Origin of the sequence: Acidovorax sp. MR-S7 (assembly GCF_000400995.2) — a bacterium.
Taxonomy (GTDB): Bacteria; Pseudomonadota; Gammaproteobacteria; order Burkholderiales; family Burkholderiaceae_C; genus MR-S7.
This window is the reverse complement of the sequence record NZ_DF238893.1, coordinates 29471-46798: the sequence shown is the minus strand read 5'-3', so window position 1 is coordinate 46798 and position 17328 is coordinate 29471. Positions and strand designations below refer to the sequence as shown.

Genomic DNA, 17328 nt, shown 5'->3' with positions numbered 1-17328 from the left:
GAGGTGTCTCCAAAAATCAGGCAATGCAGTAGGCATGCACGCCGTCAACGCCCGCGCTCTCGAAGCGCGTGCAGACGGCAGGGTCGTGGCCCGGCACGATGCGGTCTTCGCCATCGGCCAGCGCGCGGATGCGCGCGTAGCCGGCCAGCATGTCGGGCAGGCTGTAGATGGCGGGAAAGGGGTTCTGCAGCGCGAGGTTCTCGTAGTAGTGCGCCGCGTCGGAAGCCAGCACCACCCAGCCGCGCGCGGTGCGCACGCGCACCACCTGCAGGCCGTCGGTGTGGCCGCCCACGCGGTGCAGCTCGATGCCGTCGCGCAGCGTGTGGAAGCCGTCGATGAGCCGCACGTCGCCCCGGTACAGGCGCTTGATGAGCACGGCCACGTCGTCGGTCGAGAAGAAATGGTTCTGCTTCGGGTCGCACATGCAGTCGCCCGTGGCGTAGCGCACCTCGCGCTCCTGCACCCAGACGGTGGCGGCGGGGAACTCGCCCACGTTGCCCGCGTGGTCGTAGTGCAGGTGCGTGACCACCACGTCGCGGATGCCCTCGGGCGCATGGCCCAGACGGTGCAGCGATTCGAGCGGCGAGACCAGGTAGCGCCGCTGCCGCGCGGTGGCCGATGCGGGGCTGAAGCCCGTGTCCACCAGCACCGCGCCGCCGGGGCCGTCGATCAGCCAGACGAAGAAGTCCAGCGCCATCGGCGCCTCGGGGTCGCCCGGCGCGGGGTGCAGGAAGTTGCTGCCCCGCGCGCGCTCCACCGTGGCGTACTTCACGGCGAGGATGCGGTAGGTGTTCACGGCTTGAGCAATGGGCACTTGCTCTCAGCGGGGGAATGGAACGCCTGCTCGCCCGGCACCGTCTCCAGCACCGTGTAGTAGTCCCACGCGGCCTGCGATTCCTTGGGCGTCTTCACGCGCACCAGGTACATGTCGTGGATCATCTTGCCGTCGGCGCGCACCTTGCCGTTCTTGGCGAAGGCGTCCTGGATGGGCATGCTCTTGATGGCCTTCATCACGTCGGCCACGTCGTCGGACTTGGCTTTCTCGATGGCCTTGAGGTAGTTCAGCGTGGCCGAATACTGGCCCGCCTGCAGCGCGGTGGGCATGCGCTTGGTGCGCTCGAAGAACTTGCGCGAGAAGGTGCGCGAGGCATCGTCCAGATCCCAGTAGAACGACTCAGCGAACAGCATGCCACCGGCATCCTTCAGGCCCACGCCGTGCACGTCCATGATGCTCATGAGCATGGCCACGGTCTTTTGCCCGCCGCTGGCCAGGCCGAACTCCTTGCCCTGCTTGATGGCGTTCTGCAGGTCCAGCCCCGCCGTGGCGATGGCCACCGCGTTGGCCTTGCTGCCCTGGGCCTTGATGATGTAGGACGCGAAGTCGTTGCCCGGGAACGGGTAGCGCGAGGAGCCCAGCACCTGGCCGCCCGCGGCCTCGATGAAGCGCTTGCCGTCGTTCTCCAGCGAGTGGCCGAAGGCGTAGTCGGCCGTGAGGTAGTACCAGGTCTTGGCGCCGTTCTTCACCACCGACTGCGTGCCCACCTTGGCGAGCGAATAGGTGTCGTAGACCCAGTGCAGGTTGTTGGGCGTGCAGTCCTCGCTGGAGATGCGCACTGCGCCCGCGCCGGTCACGATGGATATGCGCCCCTTGTCCTGTGCGAGTTTCATCGCGGCCAGGGCCACGGCGCTGTTGCCCAGCTCCGTCACCGCATCTACCTGGTCGCGGTCGAACCATTCGCGCGTGCGGGTGGCGCCCACGTCGGCCTTGTTCTGGTGGTCGGCCGTGACCATCTGGATGGGGTAGCCCAGCACCTTGCCCTTGAATTCCTCGATGGCGATCTCGGTCGCCACGATGGAGCCCTTGCCCACGTTGTCCATGAATGGGCCGTTGATGTCGGTCAGCACGCCGATCTTGACGATGCCGTCCGAGATGCGCGCGCTCTTGTCCTGCGCGGGCGCGAGCATGGATGCGGCGAGCAGCGCTGCGCCGAGCGCCGCCTGGGTGAAGGTGAGTTTCATGGCTTGTCTCCTTGTGTGGAATGTCTAGAGGCGAATGGGGGGCTGGCCGTTGGACTCGGCCCAGAAGTCGGTCATGCACGAGGTGTCCTGCCCGTCCTTGCCGGCATGGCGCGCGAGCTGGAACAGGCTGCGGGCCAGATTGCCCATGGGCAGCGAGATGCCCGCGGACTGCGCGGCCTGGCAGGCCAGCGTCAGATCCTTGAAGCCCAGCGCGATGTCGAAGCCCGGCGCGAGGTCGCCCGCGAGCACCTTCACGGGCCACTTGTCCTTGAGCTGCCCGTTCGATGCCGTGGTGCCCGTGAGCACGTCGAAGGTCTTGCGCGCATCCAGCCCCAGCGCGCCGGCGAGCACCAGCGCCTCGGAGTTGAGCTGGCAGTAGCACAGCACCATGAGGTTGTTGATGAGCTTCATGCGCGTGCCGCTGCCCGGCGCGCCGCAGTGCAGCACGGTGGTGCCCATCTTCAGCAGCAGGGGTTCCAGCGCGGCGCGGTCTTGCTCGGATGCACCGAGCATGAACAGCGACTCACCCCGGTCGGCGTGCGCGGCCAGGCGCCCCACGGGCGCGTCGGCGAAGCGCACGCCCTGCTTTGCAGCGGCGGCGGCGAGCGCGTCCACGGTGTCGGTGTCGATGGTGCTCAGCTCCACGAGGAAGGCGCCCTCGCGCAGCCCCGCGAGCACACCGCCTTCGCCCAGGATCACCTCGCGTGCCTGCTTCGGGCCGGGCAGCATGGTGAACACCACGTCCACGCCGGCCGCCAGCGCCTGCACGCTGGCGGCGCGCTTCGCGCCCTGGGCCGCGAGCTTGTCCACGGGCGCGCTCTGGATGTCGTGCACCGTCAAATCCACGCCGTTGCGCAGCAGGTGCGAGGCCAGGGCCAGGCCCATGCGGCCCAGGCCGATGAATCCGGCTTTCATGTGTGTCCTTGTCGAATGCGCTGCAGCACGGGCAGCAGGTGTTGCAGGAAGGTTTGGGGCGCCTCGCTCATCGGGAAGTGGCCCAGGCCCGGCATGATTTGCAGTTGTGCGCCGGGGATCAGGCGCGCGAGGTCTTCGCTGTCCTCGGGCGTGCACGAATAGTCGTATTCGCCCGTGAGCAGATAGAGCGGGCAGCGCGCGGTGTCGATGCGCTGCACGCGCCCGCGCAAATCGCCCTCGCCCGTGTAGAAGTGCAGGTCGCCCTTGAACACGCCGGGCCCCCCTTGCATGTAGTGCCACAGCGTTTCCCAGCGGTCGCGCTCGGGGCTGCCTGGGCCGACGAGGCCGGAGACGATGCCCGCGCAGACCTCGCCGCCGTGCACGTCGGGGCGGTGCAGCCAGTCCAGGTCGTAGTAGGGGTTGACGTGCGCGCCGGACTGCAGGCCGATCAGCGCCTTGAAGCGCTCAGGTTGTTGCAGCGCCAGGTGCAGCACCACGCGCCCGCCGATGGAGCAGCCCATGGCGATGGGGCGCTCGATTTGCATCGCGTCCATGAAGGCCAGGATGGTCTGCACGTAGAGCGTGCTGGTCAGGCGGTATTCCTCGGTGTGCCAGCCCTCGGGCGGGGACGACTTGCCGTGCCAGGGCATGTCGAAGCAGATCACCTGATGGTTCGCGGTGAGCTCGGGCGCGTTGAGCAGGCCCCGGTACTGGCGCGTGTCGCTGCCCGCCGTGTGCAGGCACAGCAGGGGCTGGCCGCTGCCGGCCGTCTCGTAGTACACGCGGCACATGCGGCCCGCGATCTCGAAGTTCACGTAGCCGCCGGTGATGGCTTCTTCTTCAACGCGCATGGATGTGCCCTCCGAGCTGCTTCACGAGCGCCTTGAAATACAGCAGGTTGCGCATGAAGACGGTCATGTCGCCCTTCATGCGCAGCGTCTTGAAACGCACCATGGCCATCAGGTCGTGGAAGCGCGGCTGCGGCTCGTCCGCCCAGAAGCGCTCCCATGCATCGCCCTCGGCCACGAGCGCGAAGCTCCAGCACGGCATTACGTGCGGGCCGGGCGCGATGCGCTCCACGCGGCCCTCGCGCAGGGTGATGAGGTAGTCGTCGGCGCCCTTCCGTAGCAGGAAGGTCACGTTGACCCAGCGGCCCCGGCGGGCCAGCCAGTCGTTGTCGATGGTGTGCATGGATGCGTGTCTCCTGAGCGCAATTTCCCATAGCATCCTTGCGGGGACAACCGACAATTTGTTGCGCAGGAATGAGCTTTGGTCATGGCTACCGCGGGGTTGGAGTAGCTACTAAAAAATGAGCTGCTTGCGCTTGGTGTGAGAGCTTTTCAAGTACTTTCCATTATGAAAATCAATGGGGGAAAGCGCAGGAAGCTACGTTTTTGGGAGTATTCGCAAAAGCGCATGGGTGCCAGAATCGCAGCTTCTTGTCATGATGAAGGTTGACGCAATGACCGCCAGAGATGCCGAATCAGCGCTGCTTGCCCGGTGCTCCGCCGTCGCCCGGGAGGCGGCGCAGTCGGCGCAAGACCCATGCGAAGCCAACGTGTTCCGCCTGGCTGCGATGGTCGTGCGGTCACGCTTCCCCGGTGAGTCGAGGTGCTTGATGCAAGCCAGCGAGCGGTACTTCGCCGCGCACCCGGACGAAAGGCTGGCGCCGGCGGATGTGGTCAGGAAGGGGTGGGTGCCGAGCCTGCCTCGCCTGCGGGACATGCTGAGCCGCCGGCTCGGCGGGCATTGAACCCATGGCGACGAACCCGGTATTCCATACGCGCACCGCGCTGGCGGGTGGACTGCGGGAATTGTTCAGGCAGCTTGAGGAACGGCTTTCGCTGCGCAGCCCGGTGAATGTCTATCTGGCCGGCGGGATGGCCGTCCATCTCTACACCGCCAGCCGCGTCACGACCGATGTGGACGCGGAATTCGGCGGACGCGTGCATCTCCCGAACGATCTGATGGTTGAGGTGACGCTGGAGGATGGCACGCAGCAAGTCGTCTATCTGGACACCAACTACAACTCGACCTTTGCGCTGATGCACGAGGACTATCTGGCCGACTCCATCCCGGTGGACCTTGGCGTGGACCAGATCCGGGTTCGCGTTCTTTCGCCCGTGGATCTTGCCGTGAGCAAGATCGCCCGGTTCGCCGACAACGACAAGGAGGACATTGCCGCCCTGGTCCGGCTCGGCCTGACGAGCGCCGACGAGATCGAACAACGCGCGACGAGCGCCTTGGCGGGCTACATCGGCGGTCAGGCCATGCTGAAGCTGAACCTGCGGGATGCGGTCGCGCTGGCACGTGCGGTGGAAGGTGAGCGAGGCGTTCAGGCGATCCTCAAAGATCGCTGACCTGCGCGCGCCCGTCCAGCGTCCACAGGCGCGCCAGCATCGCACCCGCCCGCGCCTCGCCCAGCACGGGCGCGGCCAGTTCCATGAACTTGTCCGACAGCTCGGCATCGGTGAGCGGCTGCTCCGGGTCGCCCTTGCGCGTGGGCTGCAGGAATTCGCCCTGGCGGCCGTCCGTGGCGGTGAAACGCACGCGCGCGGCGCGCTGGCCGGGAAAGCGCGCGTCCAGTTCGGGATCGACGGCAAGGCGGATGCGCGCCATGAGCGCGCGGATGTCCGCATCCGCGAGCCGCCCGGGCGTGAAGGCCGACAGGCGCACGCTGCCGTGGATCAGCGCCGTGGCCACCACGAAGGGGATGGAAAAGCGCGCCTCGGCGGCGGTGCGCGGGTCGGCGTTGCCCGCCACGGCGAGCGCGGGGGCGTAGGTGGCGATCTCCACCGTGTCCACGTCCTGCCAGCGCAGGCCCATGCGCTGCTGCAGCACCAGCGCGCCGTCGATGGGCGCGAAGGTGTGGCCGCAGCAGGCGTGGTTCTTGAACGTCATGCGCGTGATGTGGAAGTCCTGGCCCAGCGTGGCCGTGGCCCTGTCCCAATCGGGCCCGTCGCTCATCGCACGGCCCAGGCCCGCGTCGCCGTCCAGCACGTCGAGCGAGCCGGTCACGCCGCGCTCGGCCGCCAGCGCGGCCAGCACGCCGGCCTCGGCCGCGTGGCCCGCGTGCAGCGGCTTGGACATGGAATCCATGCGGAACGCCTGCTGCAGCCCCGCTGCGAAGGTGGCGCCGGTGGCAAGCGCGTGCGCGTGGCGATCGGCGTCCAGCCCCAGCAGCGCGGCCGCGGCCGATACGGCGCCGAAGGTGCCCACGGTGCCCGTGTTGTGCCAGTGGCGGTAGTGCGCGCGCCCCAGCGCCGCGCCGATGCGCGTGGAGACTTCGTAGCCCGCCACCACGGCGCGGATCATGTCCATGCCCGTGGCCTGGCGCGCCTGCGCCAAGGCTAGCGCGGCGGCGATGGTGGGCGCGCCGGGGTGGTAGATGGCCTCGCGGTAGATGTCGTCCACTTCCACCGTGTGCGCGGCCGTGCCGTTGATGAGCGCGGCGGTGCGCACCGTGGCGGCGCGGCCCAGGGCCAGGCGCGCGCCGCCGCGATCCAGGTCTTCGGCCAGGGCCTGCTCCAGCAGCGTGGGCGGCGGCTCCACCGCGCCGGGCAGCAGGGCGGCGTACCAGTCGACGATGGCGCGCTTGGCGTGGTGGATGACTTCGGGGGCGAGCGGCGCGCCGTTCAGCGAAGCGGCGAACGCGGCGAAGCGCTGGACGGCGGTGGTGTCGTGTGTAGGCATGGCACCGATGGTCGCGCCGCCGCGCGCCGCTGTGAACTTCGCAGAAGTGGTGCTGGCATGAGTATTTGTCAGGGCAGGCGACGCAACGTGAAGTTCTCAAGCGGCGGGGTGCTGGGCACGATGCACGCTGACCTCACCCACCAGGAACACGCATGGATTTCACACTCAGCGAAGAACACCAGGCATTCGCCGATTCGGTGGCGCGCTTTGCCCAGGACAAGCTCAAGGACGGCGCGCTGGCGCGCGCCCATTCGCCCCACTACCCCTGGGAGACGGCCGCGCTGCTGGCCCAGCAGGGCCTGCTAGGCATCGCCTTCCCCGAGGAGGATGGCGGCCAGGGCGGCACGCTGATGCACGCGGTGCTGGCCATCGAGCAGGTGGCGCTGGTCTGCCCCAAGAGCGCCGACATCGTGCAGGCGGGCAACTTCGGCCCCATCCGCACCTTCGTCGAATACGCCACGCCCGAGCAGAAGCGCCGCTTCCTGCCCGACCTGCTGGCGGGCCGCAAGCTCGTCTCGCTGGGCATGACCGAGCCCGATGCGGGCTCGGCCGTGACCGAGCTCAAGACCTCGGCCACGCCCGATGGCGACGACTTCCTCATCAACGGCAGCAAGGTGTTTTCCACGCACAGCCCGGAGGCGGAGCTGTTCCTGGTCTACGTGCGCTTCGGCCCCGGCGTGGGCGGCATCGGCTCGGTGCTGATCGAAAAGGGCACGCCGGGCTTCGAGGTGGGCCAGCCCTCGTCGTTCATGAACGGCGAGCAGTGGTCGCAGCTGTATTTCGAGAACTGCCGCATCCCGAAGGAAAACGTGCTGCTGGGCGCGGGCGGGTTCAAGAAGCAGATCTCGGGCTTCAACGTGGAGCGCCTGGGCAACTCCGCGCGCGCGCTGGCCGTGGGGCGCCATGCGTTCAACACGGCGCGCGAGCATGCGCTGACGCGCCGGCAGTTCGGCCGCGAGCTGTGCGAGTTCCAGGGCATCCAGTGGAGGTTCGCCGAGATGGCGATGAAGCTGGAACAGGCCCAGCTCATGCTCTACCGCGCCGCGATGGAGGGCGAGCACGGCCTGCCCAGCGCGCAGAGCACGGCCATGGCCAAGCTGGCCTGCAACCTCGCGGGCTGGGAGGTTTCCAACGACGCGCTGCAGGTCATGGGCGGCATGGGCTTCAGCCAGGAATCGCTGGTGGAGTACTGCGTGCGCCGCACGCGCGGCTGGATGATCGCCGGCGGCTCGATCGAGATATTGAAGAACCGCATTGCCGAAGGCGTGTTCGGCAAGACCTTCCCCCAGCGCCCGCCCAAGAACTGACAACAACTCAAGGAGACAGAACATGAACCGTCGCCAACTCGCACAGGCCGCATGCGCGGCGCTGACACTGGGGCTCGCCGGCCCCGCACTGGCCGATGCGGCCTATCCCTCGAAGCCCGTGCGCATCATCGTCGGCTATTCCGCCGGCGGCCCCACGGACGCGGTCGCGCGCATGGTCGCGGCGCACATGCAGACCAAGCTGGGCCAGCCCTTCGTGGTGGACAACCGCGCGGGCGCGGGCTCCAACATCGCGTCCGAGGCCGTGGCGGCGGCCGCGCCCGACGGCTACACGCTGCTGGTGGCGGCCGCGCCGCTCACCATGAACAGCCATGTCTACAAGAACCTGAAGTTCGACGCCGCCAAGAGCTTCGAGCCGATCTCCAAGCTCTCGTCCGCACCCGGCGTGCTGGGTGTGCGGCCCGACTGGGGCGTGGGCAGCGTCAAGGAACTGGTCGCGGCAGCCAAAAAAGAGCCGGGCAAGTTCACCTACGGCACCACGGGCCTGGGCGGCTCGCAGCACATGGCGACGGAACTGTTCCAGAAGCTCGCGGGCGTCAAGCTCACGCACATCCCGTACAAAGGTGCGAGCAACGTGATGACCGACCTGATCGCGGGCCACGTGGACATGGCCTTCATGACCGCCACCGGCGCCATGCCGCACCTGCAGGCGGGCAAGGTCAAGCCCCTGGCCGTCGCCGGGCCGCAGCGCCTGTCGGGCCTGCCCGATGTGCCCACGTTCGCCGAGGCGGGCTACCCCGCGATGATCTCCGACTCGTGGAACGGCCTGCTGGCCCCGGCGGGCACGCCCGCTGCCATCGTGCAGAAGCTGCACGCCGCCGCCGTCGAGGCATTGCAAGTACCCGAGATCCGCAGCAAGCTCGAATCGCAGGGCGCCATCGTGATCGGCAGCAGCCCCGCGGAATTCCGCGCCGACATCCAGCGCGAAGTGGCGCACTGGGCCGAGCAGTTCAAGGCCATCAAGATCGAAATGCAATGACTTCAGACAACGACAGCCAACTGGCCCAGGCGCTGCTGCACCCGGCCAGCGTGGCGCTCTACGGCGCCTCCGACGACGTGGGCAAGATGGGCGGGCGCCCCGTGCAGTTCCTCCAGCGCTCGGGCTTCGCGGGCCGCATCTACCCCATCAACCCCCGGCGCGACGAGATCCAGGGCCTGAAGGCCTGGCCCAGCCTGCAGAGCCTGCCCGAGGTGCCCGACCAGGTATTCGTGCTCACGCCCACCGAGACGGTGATCCCCGCCGTGCGCGAATGCGCGGCGCTGGGCGTGCGCGTGGTCACCATCCTGGCGAGCGGCTTTTCCGAATCCGGCTCTGAAGGCGCGGCGCGCGAAGAGGAACTGCGCGCCATCGCCCGCGAAACGGGCATCCGCATCCTCGGCCCCAGCAGCCTGGGCGTGGTCAACCCGCGCACGGGCCTGGTGCTCACCGCCAACGCGGCCTTCGCCGAGCCGGACATCCCGCCCGGCAAGGTGTTCGTCGCCTCGCACAGCGGCAGCATGATCGGCGCGCTGGTCTCGCGCGGCAAGGCGCGCGGCGTGGGCTTCGCGGGGCTGGTGTCGGTGGGCAGCGAGGTGGATCTGAACGTGGGTGAGATCTGCGCCGCCACGTTGGATGACCCTGGCATCGAAGGCTATCTGCTGTTCCTGGAGAGCCTGCGCCACGGCCCCGCGCTGCGCGCCTTCGCGCGTGCGGCGCAGCGCGTGGGCAAGCCCGTCATCGCCTACAAGCTCGGCCGCTCGGCGGCCGCCGCCGAGATGGCCACCACGCACACCGGCGCCATCGCGGGCGAGGACGACGTCGCCGACGCATTCCTGAAAGACATGGGCGTGGCCCGCGTGGGCGTGCTCGAAGCACTGCTCGAAACCTTTCCGCTCGCGCGGCGCATTCCTTTGGCAAGCCAACCCAGGCGCGTCGGCGTCGTCACCACCACGGGCGGCGGCGCGGCGATGGCGGTGGAGCAGCTCGGCATCCGCGGCGTGATCGTGGAGCCGCCATCAAACGAAACATTGAGGCGGCTGGAGCAGGCCGGCCTGCCCTGCACGCCGGGCCGCGTGCTCGACATGACGCTCGCGGGCACCAAATACGAGACCATGAAGGGCACGCTGGACATCCTGCTCACCGCGCCGGAGTTCGACTTGGTGCTGGCCGTCGTCGGTTCGTCCGCGCGCTTCCAGCCGCAACTGGCCGTCAAGCCCATCATCGAATGCGCGGACGGCAGCCCCAAGCCCCTCGCCGCCATGCTCGTGCCCGACGCGCCCGAAGCCCTGGCCGCGCTCACCACCGCCGGCGTGCCGTGCTTCCGCACGCCCGAGGCCTGCGGCGACGCCATCGCCGCCGTGCTGGCGCGCCGCCCGCCGGGGCAGGAGCCCGTGCTGCCCGCGCCCGGCCCCGCGCAGACCTTGAGCGAGGCCGACGCCTACGGCGTGCTCGATCAGCTCGGCGTGTCGCACGCGCCCGTGGCCCTGTGCCGCTTCGGCGAGGCGCCGCCGCCGCTGCCCTTCGCCTACCCCGTGGTCGCCAAGGTCTGCTCGGCCGAGATCCCGCACAAGACCGAGGTTGGCGGCGTGCTGCTGAACATCGGGAGCAGCGAGGAACTGGCCGAGGCCATGACGACGCTGCGCCGCAACCTCGACGAGCGTGCGCCCCAGGTCGCGTGCGACACGGTGCTGGTGCAGCCCATGCAAAAAGGGCTGGCCGAAGTGCTCGTCGGCTACCGCGTCGATGCCGACGCCGGCCCCATCGTCATGCTCGCCGCCGGCGGCATCTGGGCCGAGGTCGCCAAGGATCGCAGCATCCGCCTCGCCCCGGTCACGGTGGAGACGGCGCGCGAGATGGTCGCCGAGGTCAATGCCCTCAAGCCCCTGACGGGCCTGCGCGGCAAGGCGCGCGGCGACCTGGAAGCCCTGGCGCGCACGGTGAGCGCGCTCTCGCAACTGGCGCTCAAGCCTGAAATGCGCATCGTCGAGGCCGAGGTCAACCCGCTGCTGATCCTGCCCGAGGGGCAGGGCGTGATGGCGGTGGACGCGCTGGTGTTCCAGCGCTCTTAACGGGCGTCTTCCTGCGCGGGATAGACGCTGGTATCGGCCCCGAAGCTCGCCGACAGGCGCCGGGCGGCGGCGAGCAGCGCGGGGACGAAGCTGCGGGTGCCGAGCTCCTCCAGCCGGTAGCGGGGGCCGGAGATGCTCAGGGCGCCGGCGATCTCGCCGCTGGCGGCGAACACGGGCACGGACACGGCGGCGAGTTCGGGATCGACCTCGTTGCCGAGCGATGCGGCCCAGAACTCGCGGCGCACGCGGTCGAGGCGGTCGCCCGGGGTGCCGCGAAAGGCCAGGATGATGGTGCCGGCCGCGCCGTTCTCCAGCGGCCGCCAGTCCCCTTCGCGCACGGCGTCGCGGATCATGCGCGGCGCGTCCACGCGGTGCAGGCAGATGCGGCCGTTCTGGGCCGGCACGTAGTACGAAGCGCTTTCGCCGAGCTGGGCGACGAGTTCGCGCAGCACGGGGGGAACGTGTTCCGAGGTGTGGAACTGCCGCTGGAAGATGGCGCCGAGCTGCAGCGGCTTGGGGCCGATCTGGTAGCTGCCGTCGGTGATGCGCACGAGGTAGTGGGCGCGCGCGAGGGATTCGATCAGGCGCAGCACGGTGCTCTTGTACAGGCCGGTGCGCTCGGCGATCTGGGTCAGCGTGAGGCTGCGGTCGTTGGGGCTGAAGGCCGCCAGGATGCTCAGCGCCCGGTCCACGGCCGCAACGCCAGTTTCTTCACTCATGACTTGTACGGGGCTCTCGCATCGGTTGGGCGCCGCGATCGCGGCCGCGCCATTGTGCCATCGCCCCGTATGTTCAGCGGCCCGTCTCCAGGCGCTTCATGGCCGATGCGTTGTAGCGCTCGCCCGTGGCCGCGCCCAGCGGAAAAACGGCGTCGATGCGGGCCCAGACTTCGGCGGGTACCTGCAGCGCGATGGCGCGCTGCGCATCGTCGATGTGCTCCGGCAGCGTGGCCCCGGCGACGGGGCTGGCCAGGCCCTGGCGGCGGCACCAGGCGAGCGCGAGTTGCGCGGCCGTGACGCCCATCTCGCGCGCCAGTTGCTGCAGCGCGTCCACCAGCTCGATGTTGCGCCGGAAGTTCTCGCCCTGGAAGCGCGGCATGTCGCGGCGCTGGTCGCCGGGCTCGAAATCCTCGGGGCGGCGCACCTGTCCGCTCAGGAAGCCCCGCCCCAGCGAGGCGTAGCCGAAGAACCACGAGCCCGCATCGCGCAGGAATTCGAGCATCTCTTCCTCGGGCTCGCGGCTCCAGAGCGAGTATTCGGACTGCACCACGGCCACCGGATGGATGGCGGCCGCGCGCCGGTAGGTGTGCGGCCCCACCTCGCACAGGCCCAGGGCGCGCACCTTGCCCTGCTCGACCAGGCGGGCCATGGCGCCCCAGGTGTCCTCGATGGGCACGTTGGGATCGACGCGGTGCAGGTAGTACAGGTCGATGTGCTCCACGCCCAGGCGGCGCAGGCTGGCTTCGCACGCGGGCTGCACGCGCTCGGGCCGCGCGTCCAGGCCGCGCTGGTCGGCGCGCTCGCCGAAGGTGTAGCCGAACTTGGTGGCCAGCAGCACGCCCTGCCGCCGGCCCTGCAGGCAGCGGCCGACCAGGGCTTCGTTGCCGCCGTTGGCGTAGAGGTCGGCGGTGTCGATGCAGCGGCCGCCCACGTCGAGGTAGCGCGCGATGGTGGCGGCGGCCTGGCTTTCGGCCACGGCGCCGTAGTAGCCCGTGAGGGCCATGGTGCCGAGCACGTAGGGCGGCGGCGCGTCGGAGAGCGGATGGGAGGGCATGGCGGGCGCTGTCATCAGTCGATGGAGACGTGGTTCGCGCGCACCAGCGCGCCGTAGGTGGCGATCTCCTGGCGCAGCTGTTCGCCGAACGCCGCGGGGTTGCTGTCGGTCACGGGCTCCAGGCCGGCGGCGTTGAGCCTGCTCTGGTAGTCGCTGGAGGAGACGGCCTTGAGGGTCTCGGCATACAGGCGGTCGATCACAGGCTTGGGCGTACCGGCCGGGGCCAGCAGGCCGTACCAGGAGTCGAGGCGGAAGTTCTTCAGGCCCGATTCCTCGAACGTCGGCACGTCGGGCAGCAGGCGGCTGCGCTGGAGCGCGGCCACGGCGATCGCGCGCAGCTGGCCGGCGCGCAGCTGCGGCAGCACCGAGCCCAGCGTGGCGAAGGACATGTCCACCTGGCCGCCGATGAGGTCGGTCACGGCCGGCGCCGCGCCGCGGTAGGGGATGTGGACGATGGACGTGCCGGTGAGGCTCTTGAACATCTCGGCCGACAGATGGGGCGTGCCGCCGCTGCCCGCGCTGGCGTAGCTGTACTTGCCGGGGTTGGCTTTCATCAGCGCGATGAATTCGGCATACGTCCTGGCGGGGAACTTGGGGTTGACCACCAGCACCGTGGGCGCGACGGCCACCGCCGTGATGGCCGAGACGCTCTTGTCGCTGTCGAACTTGAGGTTCTTGTACAGCGAGGCGTTGATGGGGTGGTTGGTGGCGGCCATGAGGATGGTGTAGCCGTCGGGCTTGGCGCGCGCCACCAGCTCGGCCGCCAGCGTGGCGTTGGCGCCGGGCTTGTTGTCCACCACCACGGGCTGGCCCAGCGAGCGCGAGAGCGAATCGGCGATCAGGCGCGCGGACACGTCGGTCGGCCCTCCGGCCGGGAAGCCCACCACCATGCGGATGGGCTGGGTGGGAAAGGCGGCGCCGTCGCCGGCCTGCGCGAAGGCGCAGCCGCACAGGGCGAGGCCTGCGGCCAGGGCCGCGACGTCGCGGCGGGAAGGGAAGCGGTGCATGGGAACAGTCTCCTGACAGTGAAAAGTGCTTAAATAATAGAACATAGTTCTGCACAATGCAACAAAACCACGTAACTCTCCCCCTTCCAGCCATGAACACTCCAGCCCTTCCCCAGTTCCAGCACTACATCGGCGGCCAGGACGCCGCCCCGGCCAGCGGCGCTTATTTCGAGACGCAGAACCCCTTCTCGGGCCAGACCTGGGCTACTGTGGCGCGCGGCAACGCGGCCGACGTGGACAGGGCGGTGCGCGCCGCCCACCAGGCGTTCGAATCGGGCCCGTGGTCGCAGATGAGCGCCACGCAGCGTGGCGAAATCATGTTACGTCTGTCAGAACTTTTACGGCGTGATGCGGCCAGGCTGGCCGAGGTGGAGATGCGCGACAACGGCAAGCTCGCGGCCGAGGTGACGTCGCAGGTGCGCTACGTGGCCGACTACTTCCGCTACTACGCGGGCCTGGCCGACAAGGTGGAAAGCCACGTGATCCCCACCGACAAGAAGGGCGTGACCTGCTTCACGCGCTACGAGGCCAAGGGCGTGGTGGCCATCATCACGCCGTGGAATTCGCCGCTCACGCTGACGAGCTGGAAGCTCGCGCCCGCGCTGGCGGCGGGCTGCACGGCGGTGATCAAGCCCTCGGAATTCACCTCGCCGTCGGCCGTGCTGTTCGCGCAGCTCTTCAAGGAAGCGGGCTTTCCCGACGGCGTGGTCAACGTGGTGACGGGCTTCGGCGCCGAGGTGGGCGAGCCCCTGGTCGCCCACCCGCTGGTGGCGCACGTGGGTTTCACGGGGGGCGAGATGGCGGGCCAGAAGATCTACGAGGCGGCGGCGCGGGGCCTGAAGACGGTCACGCTGGAGCTGGGCGGCAAGTCGCCCAACATCGTGTTCGACGACGCGGATCTGGATCAAGCCGCCAAGGGCGTGGTGTCGGGCATCTTCGCGGCGGCCGGGCAGACCTGCATCGCGGGCTCGCGCCTGCTGGTGCAGGAATCGATCCACGACGCGCTGGTGGAGCGCCTGGTCGATTTCGTGAAGGACGCGCGGCTGGGCGACCCCACCGACCCCCAGACGCGCATCGGCCCCATCGCCACGCGCCCGCAGTTCGAGAAGATCCTGGGCTACCTGGACATCGCGCGCGCCGAGGGCGCGCGCTGCGTGCTGGGCGGCAAGGCGCGCGGCGACCTGGGCGCGGGCTGGTTCATCGAGCCGACCATCTTCACGGGGGTGCGCAACGACATGCGCATCGCGCAGGAAGAGGTGTTCGGCCCCGTGCTGGCGGTGATCCCGTTCAAGGACGAGGAGGACGCCATCCGCATCGGCAACGACGTGCAGTACGGCCTGGCGGCGGGCGTGTGGACGCGCTCGCTGCACCGCGCGATGCTGATGTCGTCGCGCCTGCGCGCGGGCACCGTGTGGGTCAACAACTACCGCGCCACCAGTTTCACCACGCCCTTCGGCGGCTACAAGCGCTCGGGCATCGGCCGCGAGTCGGGCGTGGAGGCGATCAAGGAATACCTGGAAACCAAGGCGGTGTGGATCTCCACCGACCTCGAAGTGCCCAACCCGTTCGTGCGCCGCTGATCGCGTTCACGCTTTCCGTTCAAAAAAATCAAAACCGCCGCGCGGGGCTGGCGCAGGGTGCGGCAGTACCATCGCCCTCTATGGACGTAGCCCTTCGCCAGACCATCGACCGCGTGCGCGACGCCGCCGCGCGCCACGCCCCGCTGCGCATTCGCGGCGGCGGCACCAAGGATTTCCACCGCAGCGCGCCGCGCGCGGGCGAGCCGCTGGACATGCGGCCGCTCGCGGGCATCGTGAGCTACGAGCCGAGCGAGCTCGTGGTGACGGTGCGCGCGGGCACGCCGCTGGCCGAGCTGGAGGAACTGCTGGCCGCCCAGGGCCAGTGCCTGCCGTTCGAGCCGCCGCGCTTCGGCCCCGGCGGCACCGTGGGCGGCATGGTGGCTACGGGTCTCAGTGGCCCGGCGCGTGCCAGCGTGGGCGCGGTGCGCGACTACGTGCTGGGCATCGAGATCGTCAACGGCCAGGGCGAACTGCTGCGCTTCGGCGGGCAGGTGATGAAAAACGTGGCGGGTTACGACGTCTCGCGCCTCATGGCGGGGGCATGGGGGCAGCTCGGCGTGATCACCGAGGTGAGCCTCAAGGTGCTGCCTTTCGCCCCGGCGGAAACCACGCTGCGCTTCGTCTGCAGCCAGGCCGATGCGCTCGCGCGGCTGAACGCCTGGGGCGGCCAGCCGCTGCCGCTCAACGCGAGCTGCTGGGTGGAGGACGCTGGCGTGGGCACGCTCTACGTGCGCCTGCGCGGTGCGAACGCCGCCGTGGAGGCGGCCTGCCGCACCATGGGCGGCGAGCGCCAGGATGCGCCCGGCGTGGCGGATGACTGGCAGGCCTGCCGCGACCAGCGCCTGCCGTGGTTCGCCGAGCGCGCGCAGGGCCATGCGCTGTGGCGCCTGTCCGTGCCACAGACGGCGCCGGTGCTCCACCTGCCCGCCGGTGTCGCGCCGCCGCTGGTGGAGTGGCATGGCGGGCTGCGCTGGGTGCAGGCGGCGCCGGAGCATGGCGACGCGCTGCATGCACTGGCCGCGCAGGCGGGCGGAAGTGCTTCTGTTTTCATAGCTGCCGGCGCTTTTGGGGAGGACGCTGAGGCCGGATTCGATGCGGATCCTGCGCTCGCCGCGATCCACCAGCGCCTGCGGCAGGCGTTCGACCCGGCGGGCATTCTCAACCCCGGCCGCGTCATGGCGTAGCCATGCGCCTGCTGCGCCACCTGACCGGGCGGCACCGCACCTCGGTCACCAACCGCACGCTGGGCCTGCTGCTGGCCTTCAACGCGGGCGCGGTGAACGCAGGGGGCTTCCTGGTCGTGCACTCCTATACCTCGCACATGACGGGCTTTCTCTCCACCGTGGGCGACAACCTCGTGCTGGGCAACATGGCGCTGGTGCTGGGCGCCGTGGGCACGCTGTGGGCGTTCATGTCGGGCGCGGGCACCACGGCCATCATGGTCAACTGGGCGCGCCACCAGCGCCTGCGCAGCGGCTTCGCGCTGCCGCTGCTGCTCGAAGCCGTGCTGATGCTGCTGTTCGGCCTGATGGGCGCGATCACGCTGGGCTGGCCCACGCCGTTCGCGGTGCCGCTCACGGTGCTGCTGCTGGCCTTCATCATGGGGCTGCAGAACGCGGTGGTGACCAAGATGTCGTCCGCGCAGATCCGCACCACGCACATGACCGGCGTGGTGACCGATCTGGGCATCGAGATGGGCAAGGCCCTGTACTGGAACCGCAGCGGCACGCCGCCCGAAACCCAGGTGCGCGCCAACCATGCGCGCCTGCGCCTCTACGCGAGCCTGCTGGCCATGTTCACTGCGGGCGGCGTGGTGGGCGCGGCGGGCTTCAAGCACGTGGGTTTCATCTGGGTGGTGCCGCTGGCGTCCATCCTGCTCGCGCTCTCGCTGCCGCCGCTGGCAGCCGATTCCGGCCGGCTGGCCCACTGGTGGCGCGCACGCCGCGCGCCCGAACCACGATAAAGAGA

The 17328-nt window shown here is 69.4% G+C and carries 17 protein-coding genes; 8 read left to right on the top strand and 9 right to left on the bottom strand.

Translation table 11 applies throughout. The features are described 5' to 3' along the window. Nucleotides 1-16: 16 nt before the first annotated feature. Genes AVS7_RS01365 through AVS7_RS01345 form a run of 5 tightly spaced genes read right to left on the bottom strand, consistent with a single transcriptional unit; the run spans nt 17 to nt 4125 of the window. Nucleotides 17-796 carry an N-acyl homoserine lactonase family protein gene (locus AVS7_RS01365; RefSeq protein ID WP_020226713.1) on the bottom strand — a complete coding sequence of 260 codons (780 nt, stop codon included), beginning with the start codon at nt 794-796 and terminating at the stop codon, nt 17-19. Beyond that, nucleotides 793-2019: an ABC transporter substrate-binding protein gene (locus AVS7_RS01360; RefSeq protein WP_020226712.1), complete on the bottom strand. Its 1227-nt coding sequence runs from the start codon at nt 2017-2019 to the stop codon at nt 793-795. The genes AVS7_RS01365 and AVS7_RS01360 overlap by 4 nt, the downstream gene beginning before the upstream one ends. A gap of 24 nt (nt 2020-2043) precedes the next feature. Next, nucleotides 2044-2934: an NAD(P)-dependent oxidoreductase gene (locus AVS7_RS01355; RefSeq protein ID WP_020226711.1), complete on the bottom strand. Its 891-nt coding sequence runs from the start codon at nt 2932-2934 to the stop codon at nt 2044-2046. Further along, a complete protein-coding gene (locus AVS7_RS01350; RefSeq protein ID WP_020226710.1) occupies nt 2931-3785 on the bottom strand; it encodes an alpha/beta fold hydrolase in 855 nt (284 codons plus the stop codon). The genes AVS7_RS01355 and AVS7_RS01350 overlap by 4 nt, the downstream gene beginning before the upstream one ends. Further along, entirely contained in the window at nt 3775-4125 is a 351-nt protein-coding gene (locus AVS7_RS01345) for a hypothetical protein (protein WP_020226709.1), read from the bottom strand. Before AVS7_RS01345 ends, AVS7_RS01350 begins: the two co-directional genes overlap by 11 nt. A gap of 271 nt (nt 4126-4396) precedes the next feature. Here AVS7_RS01345 and AVS7_RS01340 point away from each other — a divergent pair, with 271 nt between their 5' ends. Together AVS7_RS01340 and AVS7_RS01335 are read left to right on the top strand one after the other, a co-directional pair. Further along, nucleotides 4397-4687: a hypothetical protein gene (locus AVS7_RS01340; protein ID WP_034689699.1), complete on the top strand. Its 291-nt coding sequence runs from the start codon at nt 4397-4399 to the stop codon at nt 4685-4687. A gap of 4 nt (nt 4688-4691) precedes the next feature. After that, nucleotides 4692-5294 (top strand): DUF6036 family nucleotidyltransferase, encoded by a 603-nt coding sequence (locus AVS7_RS01335; RefSeq protein WP_020226707.1) that lies wholly within the window; start codon nt 4692-4694, stop codon nt 5292-5294. Here the strand turns inward: AVS7_RS01335 and AVS7_RS01330 are convergent. Next, a complete protein-coding gene (locus AVS7_RS01330; RefSeq protein WP_020226706.1) occupies nt 5281-6627 on the bottom strand; it encodes an MmgE/PrpD family protein in 1347 nt (448 codons plus the stop codon). The genes AVS7_RS01335 and AVS7_RS01330 overlap by 14 nt on opposite strands. Nucleotides 6628-6779: 152 nt before the next feature. Between AVS7_RS01330 and AVS7_RS01325 the strand changes: the two genes are divergently transcribed. From AVS7_RS01325 to AVS7_RS01315, 3 genes are read left to right on the top strand one after another with little or no spacing between them, the layout of a single operon-like run. After that, nucleotides 6780-7934: an acyl-CoA dehydrogenase family protein gene (locus AVS7_RS01325; protein ID WP_020226705.1), complete on the top strand. Its 1155-nt coding sequence runs from the start codon at nt 6780-6782 to the stop codon at nt 7932-7934. A 22-nt stretch (nt 7935-7956) separates the two neighbouring features. Continuing rightward, on the top strand, nt 7957-8931 hold the full coding sequence (locus AVS7_RS01320; protein WP_020226704.1) for a tripartite tricarboxylate transporter substrate binding protein: 975 nt from the start codon (nt 7957-7959) through the stop codon (nt 8929-8931). Continuing rightward, nucleotides 8928-11000 (top strand): acetate--CoA ligase family protein, encoded by a 2073-nt coding sequence (locus tag AVS7_RS01315; RefSeq protein WP_020226703.1) that lies wholly within the window; start codon nt 8928-8930, stop codon nt 10998-11000. Before AVS7_RS01320 ends, AVS7_RS01315 begins: the two co-directional genes overlap by 4 nt. On the opposite strand, the gene AVS7_RS01310 is transcribed toward AVS7_RS01315, so the two are convergent. The 3 genes from AVS7_RS01310 to AVS7_RS01300 all read right to left on the bottom strand — a co-directional run bounded on the left by AVS7_RS01310 (nt 10997) and on the right by AVS7_RS01300 (nt 13780). Next, nucleotides 10997-11719, bottom strand: coding sequence for an IclR family transcriptional regulator (locus AVS7_RS01310; protein WP_034689675.1), 723 nt, complete (start codon nt 11717-11719; stop codon nt 10997-10999). The genes AVS7_RS01315 and AVS7_RS01310 overlap by 4 nt on opposite strands. A 73-nt stretch (nt 11720-11792) precedes the next feature. Beyond that, a complete protein-coding gene (locus tag AVS7_RS01305) occupies nt 11793-12773 on the bottom strand; it encodes an aldo/keto reductase (RefSeq protein ID WP_024000755.1) in 981 nt (326 codons plus the stop codon). A gap of 14 nt (nt 12774-12787) precedes the next feature. Then, nucleotides 12788-13780, bottom strand: coding sequence for a tripartite tricarboxylate transporter substrate binding protein (locus AVS7_RS01300; RefSeq protein WP_020226700.1), 993 nt, complete (start codon nt 13778-13780; stop codon nt 12788-12790). 92 nt (nt 13781-13872) lie between these two features. Here AVS7_RS01300 and AVS7_RS01295 point away from each other — a divergent pair, with 92 nt between their 5' ends. The 3 genes from AVS7_RS01295 to AVS7_RS01285 all read left to right on the top strand — a co-directional run bounded on the left by AVS7_RS01295 (nt 13873) and on the right by AVS7_RS01285 (nt 17323). After that, a complete protein-coding gene (locus AVS7_RS01295; RefSeq protein ID WP_020226699.1) occupies nt 13873-15360 on the top strand; it encodes an aldehyde dehydrogenase in 1488 nt (495 codons plus the stop codon). Nucleotides 15361-15440: 80 nt separating this feature from the next. After that, nucleotides 15441-16544, top strand: a complete 1104-nt coding sequence (gene glcE, locus AVS7_RS01290; RefSeq protein WP_020226698.1) for a glycolate oxidase subunit GlcE — start codon at nt 15441-15443, stop codon at nt 16542-16544. Between the two features lie 2 nt (nt 16545-16546). After that, entirely contained in the window at nt 16547-17323 is a 777-nt protein-coding gene (locus AVS7_RS01285) for a YoaK family protein (RefSeq protein WP_020226697.1), read from the top strand. Nucleotides 17324-17328 lie beyond the last annotated feature (5 nt).